The 5,121-nt window shown below is 62.7% G+C and carries 4 protein-coding genes and 1 pseudogene; 3 read left to right on the top strand and 2 right to left on the bottom strand.

Features of this window, described 5'->3' with window-relative positions:
- Positions 1-251 (bottom strand): annotated as a pseudogene (locus EN914_RS23750) (tRNA (N6-threonylcarbamoyladenosine(37)-N6)-methyltransferase TrmO); the annotation flags it as partial.
- Between the two features lie 121 nt (positions 252-372).
- On the opposite strand from EN914_RS23750, the gene EN914_RS23745 reads away from it, so the two are divergent.
- Both EN914_RS23745 and metF read left to right on the top strand, forming a co-directional pair.
- Entirely contained in the window at positions 373-1,395 is a 1,023-nt protein-coding gene (locus EN914_RS23745; protein WP_024501485.1) for a metalloregulator ArsR/SmtB family transcription factor, read from the top strand.
- Entirely contained in the window at positions 1,392-2,309 is a 918-nt protein-coding gene (metF, locus tag EN914_RS23740; protein ID WP_024501484.1) for a methylenetetrahydrofolate reductase [NAD(P)H], read from the top strand. The genes EN914_RS23745 and metF overlap by 4 nt, the downstream gene beginning before the upstream one ends.
- Positions 2,310-2,748: 439 nt before the next feature.
- Here metF and EN914_RS23735 read toward each other — a convergent pair whose 3' ends face one another.
- Positions 2,749-3,666, bottom strand: a complete 918-nt coding sequence (locus tag EN914_RS23735; protein ID WP_024501483.1) for a DMT family transporter — start codon at positions 3,664-3,666, stop codon at positions 2,749-2,751.
- Between the two features lie 208 nt (positions 3,667-3,874).
- Between EN914_RS23735 and EN914_RS23730 the strand changes: the two genes are divergently transcribed.
- Entirely contained in the window at positions 3,875-5,095 is a 1,221-nt protein-coding gene (locus EN914_RS23730) for an alanine racemase (RefSeq protein ID WP_024501482.1), read from the top strand.
- The last annotated feature ends 26 nt before the right edge of the window (positions 5,096-5,121 follow it).

Here is a 5,121-nt window from a genome sequence, read left to right as displayed (position 1 = left end):
AGGATGATGACGTGGCTGGCGCGCTCCAGCCCCCGTAAGCCATTTCGGTAGGGCGCGTCGATGGTCAGCACTGCCTTCTGCCCGGTCTCGCGCGCGGCGCGCATGTTCTTCGGGCAGGTTTCGCGCGTCGTCCACGGCGAGGCAATGCGGCCGATGAAGACGATGCCGTCATCCGGCGGCATCAGTGCCGGATTGTTTTCCAGCCTCTGCTCGTCTTCGCGCGCCTCGAACATCTCACGCGGTCCAGTCATGGCCCATATCTCTTAAACGCCACACAAGCGGCATTTTCTTGTCCGGAAGCGACATAGCGCTTGCAAGGTTTCGAAAATTGACATAAACATATGTTTATATCTTTTCAAAGAGAATACGCTGATGCATGTCTCGCTCGACACTATGGTGGATACGTTAAAGGCGGCGGCCGAATCCAGCCGATTGCGCATACTGGCACTTCTGTCGCGCGGTGACCTCACCGTTTCCGATCTTACCGAAATTCTCGGCCAGTCGCAGCCGCGCGTTTCGCGGCACCTGAAGCTGCTTCTGGAGGCAGGGCTGATCGGCCGCTACCAGGAAGGGTCCTGGGCCTTCTTCCGCCTGTCGGATGCGGATTCCGCGCGTGACTTCGTCATGGGCCTGGTTTCCGGCATTCGCGGCGCCGATCCGCAGGTCGAGCGCGATCTCGAGCGCCTGGCCTCGGTCAAGCGCAAGCGGCAGGACCGGGCGGTCGAGTATTTTTCCGTGAATGCGGCAAGCTGGGACCATATCCGCTCGCTTCATGTGCCGGACCGCGCCGTCGAAGCCGCAATGCTGAAACTGGTCGGCAAGCGGCCGTTCCAGTCGATGCTCGATCTCGGCACCGGCACCGGGCGGCTGCTCGAAATCTTCTCGCCGCTCTATCGGCGCGGTGTCGGCATCGACATGTCGCGCGAGATGCTGACCGTGGCGCGCGCCAATCTCGACAAGGCCGGCGTTTCGAACGCGCAAGTTCGGCAGGGCGACATCTTCGCGCCGCCGGTCGAGCGCGATGCCTTCGATCTCGTCACCATCCATCAGGTGCTGCACTATCTCGACGATCCCGCCCGCGCCATCCACGAGGCGGCGCGGCTTTTGCGTCCGGCAGGACGCCTGGTCATCGTCGATTTCGCGCCGCATGCGCTGGAATTCCTGCGCGAGGAGCATGCGCATATGCGGCTCGGCTTTTCCGACCGGCAGATCGCCGACTGGTTTTCGGAAGCCGGCCTCGATCTCGAAGATTCCCAGGAGTTCGAGCCGCGCGGTGGCAATGAGGCGAGGCTCACCGTGAAACTCTGGCTCGGCCGCGATCGGCGCCTGCTGATTGCCGATCCTTCCAACGACACAAGGCAGGCCAAAGCGAACTCGATGGGGGAAATCGCATGAACCAGTTCCGCTTTTCCCGCCGCCCCGACATCGGCGACAAGGTCAGGGTTTCCTTCGAATTCTTCCCGCCGAAGACGGACGAGATGGAAGCGAGGCTGTGGGAGACGGTCACGAGGCTGGAGCCGCTGAAGCCGAAATTCGTCTCGGTGACTTACGGCGCCGGCGGCTCGACACGGGAGCGCACCGCGCGCACTGTAAAGCGCATCTTGACGGAAACCGGTATTCCTGCAGCGGCGCATCTGACCTGCGTCGGGGCAACGCGCGACGAGGTCGATGCGGTCATCCGGGATTACAAATCGATCGGCATCAACCGGTTCGTGGCGCTGCGCGGCGACCCGGCCTCCGGCGTCGGCGAGCCCTACCGGCCGCATCCCGGTGGCTACGAGAATGGCGCGGAACTGGTCGCCGGGCTCAAGACGATCGCGGATTTCGACATCTCCGTCGCGGCTTACCCGGAAAAGCATCCGCAAAGCCCCGATTTCGCCACCGACATCGAGATGCTGAAGCGCAAGGTCGACAATGGCGCGACGCGGGCGATCACCCAGTTCTTCTTCGACAACGATCTCTACGAGCGCTATGTCGAGCGCGTCCGCCGCGCCGGCATCTACATCCCGATCGTGCCGGGCATCCAGCCGGTTCACAGTTTCAAGCAGGTCGCGAACTTTTCCGCGAGGGCGGGCGCGCATGTGCCCGGCTGGCTGGCGGAGCGTTTCGAAGGCCTCGACAAGGACCCGCAGACGCATGCGCTGGTGGCATCGGCGGTGGCAGCCGAACAGGTCATGGACCTGGTCGAGCGCGGTGTCGGCGATTTCCACTTCTACACCATGAACCGCGCCGATCTGGTCTTTGCCATCTGCCATATGATCGGTATTCGCTCGCACGAGGCGGCGGCCGCCGGATCAGCCGCGGCATGAGGTCGGGCTCAACAACAAAAGGCCGGGAAAAACCCGGCCTTTTGAATTGGTTGGACTATTTGGGTGCTGGTCTTCCCCGCTTTGGCGGTCAGGGAAGGAAGCCCATAATGAGGGCTCCGATAAAGGCGAACGCAGCACAGATCATCAATGCGTTGATAGGCCTCGTAAGTCCCATGACATAGCCTCCTCTTAAAGAGCTATGTCATGGAGTCTAGGTTCATTTGTGCCACAGGCAAGCGGAAAATGTGCTGCATTGCGACGTGATTGTGAAATCCGCGACATGTCTTTTGCCGTTAGGCTTTGAAACTCCTAGGCAAATACCGACTTCAGACCTGTGAATAAAATGTGGCCGGCTCGTGTCGCTGCCGTGTCATGGCAGCGCTACCGCCGCGAAAGGCGAATTCGACTTTCGCGGCGATGTGGGGGTTCAAAGGACGCGCTAACGTCTTCCAAGGACGCGCCCGTCGATGGTGATGAGGCCGAGCGCGATCAGCACCACCCCGCCGATTTCGAACAGCTCCAGCCGCTCGCCTAGGAACAGGAAGCCGAGCAGCATGGCGCTGGCCGGCACGACAAGCGTGACCAGCGAGGCGTTGGTAGCGCCCGCCGAGGCGACGAGGTTGAAATAGAGGATGTAGGCGACGGCTGTGGACAGAAGTGCCAGCGCCAGCACCGCCGCCCAGACCGGCGGCGAGGCCGAGAACAGGCCGGATGGGCCGTAGGTGAAGAGCACGATCGGGATCATGATGATGGTCGAAGCGGTCAACTGCCCGGTGGCGACGACCGGCGAGGGCACGCCCTTGAAGCGGCGGGCGACCATCAGCGCAATGCCATAGGACAGCGAAGCGCCGATCAGCGCGAATTTGGCCCAGACGGGGCCGCCGAGCCCGGCAAGCAGGCCGGGGCCGATCATGACGGCCGTACCGGCGATGCCGAGCGCAATGCCGGCGAGCTTGTTCCAGGAGAGCTTTTCGTCCGATGTCAGCGCATTGGCGAGGATCAGCGTCCAGAACGGCGTCGTGGCGTTGAGCACCGAGGCGACGCCGGCGCCAAGCTCCGTCTGGCCGGCGAAGATCAGCGAAAAGGGCACGACGTTGTTGGTGAGCGCCAGCAGGAAGAACAGGCCGGCATGGGGAAGGGCGAGGCGGAAGGACGGGCCACGCAGACCGAGATAGATCTGCAGCGCGATCGCCGCGATGGCGACGCGAAACAGCACCAGCACCAGCGGATGAAGTTCCGCCACCGCGATGCGGGCAAAGAAGAACGAGCCGCCCCAGATCGCGCCGAGCAGCAGGAGCTGCCCCCAGTCCTTGAGCACCATCGGCCCGCGCGGTGCTGATGTCGCGGCTATTGTCATGTGAGTCGCCCTCCCAGACGGCCTGAATGCCAGTCAGTCAGGCAGAAGCCATATCGGACTCAGTGACAAGAGCCACCCGAAACCTGATCGCTGGCAAGCGTTGCTGGCAAAGACCTAGCGCCCCAGCGTCAGCCGCACGAGACACAGAATTGTTTTCATTAGCCGCTAGCTTGGATTAATTGTGCGCAGCCGAAGTGAGGATTCGTCCATGCAGCGATTCGAGAATGCCCGCGAGGCGGCACTGGCGCTTCGTCCGGACGATCCGGTCTATTGCTTCCGCCCGCAAGTGCTGATGGCGGATGCCAGGCAGTTCATGGGCATGTTCCCCGGCAAGACCGCCTATGCGGTCAAGACCAATGGCGAGCAGATCGTGCTGAAGACGCTGGTCGAAGCCGGCGTCAAGGCTTTCGACGTCGCTTCGCCGGGCGAGTTCGCCGCCGTGCGTGCCGTTTCCCCCGATGCCGAGATGCTCTACATGCACCCGGTCAAGGCGCAGTCGGACATCAAGCTGGCGCTGGAGAATTACGCCATCCGCGTCATTTCGCTCGATCATGAGGACGAGATCACCAAGCTGACGCGAGTGGTGCGGGCTCTCGACATCGATCCGGGCTCGATCAGCGTGTTCGTGCGGGTGCAGACCAAGGGGCATGCCGCCTACGAACTGTCGAAGAAGTTCGGCGCCGGGCCGGCCTATGCCGTCGAGCTCGCGGAGCGGCTGAACCGTACCGGCTACAAGGTCGGCCTGTGCTTCCATGTCGGCAGCCAGATCGAGGATCCCGACACCTATGAGCGGGCGCTGGCTTCCGCCGACTGGGTGCGCAACCGGCTGACCTTCGATATTGCCGGGCTCGATGTCGGCGGCGGTTTCCCCGCCGAATACGGCCACGACCCTAACCGCAAGCAGATCGAGATGCCGACGCTTGGCCAGATCATGTCGCGGCTGTCGGGCGATCTGAAGGAGTATCAGTTCGACCAGATGCCGCTGGTGGCTGAGCCCGGCCGGGTGATCGTGGCGCGCTGCCTGTCGTTGATCGTGCGGGTGTTGCTGCGCAAGGGCAAACGGCTCTACATCAATGACGGCATCTGGGCATCGCTGTCGGATTCATGGACCGGCAAGATCACGCTGCCGGCGCGCTTCATTCCCGACCCGGCGATCCGCTCGCGCAATGGCGAGGAGAAGAACATCGTGCCGTTCAAGGTCTGCGGTGCGACCTGCGATTCCGTCGACATCCTGTCGCGGCCGTTCTGGCTGCCGGAAACGGTCGATACCGGCGACTGGATCGAGATCGGCCATATCGGCGCCTATTCGCTGTCGCTGAGGACCCGCTTCAACGGCTTCTATCCCGACACCTTCGTCGAAGTGACGACGCCGTTCGACGAGGGCGACGCGCCACAGGGTTTTGCCAGTTTGGAGACGATGGCGGATTGAGGGGAATAAGGCAGTAGGGGAATAGG

The sequence above is a fragment of the Mesorhizobium sp. M7A.F.Ca.CA.001.08.2.1 genome, from assembly GCF_003998455.1.
Lineage (GTDB): Bacteria > Pseudomonadota > Alphaproteobacteria > Rhizobiales > Rhizobiaceae > Mesorhizobium > Mesorhizobium ciceri.
Note: the sequence above shows the minus strand (reverse complement) of the source record. Positions and strands in the feature narration are given on the sequence as shown.

Excerpts from the sequence above, each read along its gene's own strand:
- EN914_RS23745 (WP_024501485.1), top strand. The coding sequence starts at position 373 with ATGCATGTCTCGCTCGACACTATGGTGGATACGTTAAAGGCGGCGGCC.
- EN914_RS23735 (WP_024501483.1), bottom strand. The coding sequence starts at position 3,666 with ATGACAATAGCCGCGACATCAGCACCGCGCGGGCCGATGGTGCTCAAG.
- EN914_RS23730 (WP_024501482.1), top strand. The coding sequence starts at position 3,875 with ATGCAGCGATTCGAGAATGCCCGCGAGGCGGCACTGGCGCTTCGTCCG.
- metF (WP_024501484.1), top strand. The coding sequence starts at position 1,392 with ATGAACCAGTTCCGCTTTTCCCGCCGCCCCGACATCGGCGACAAGGTC.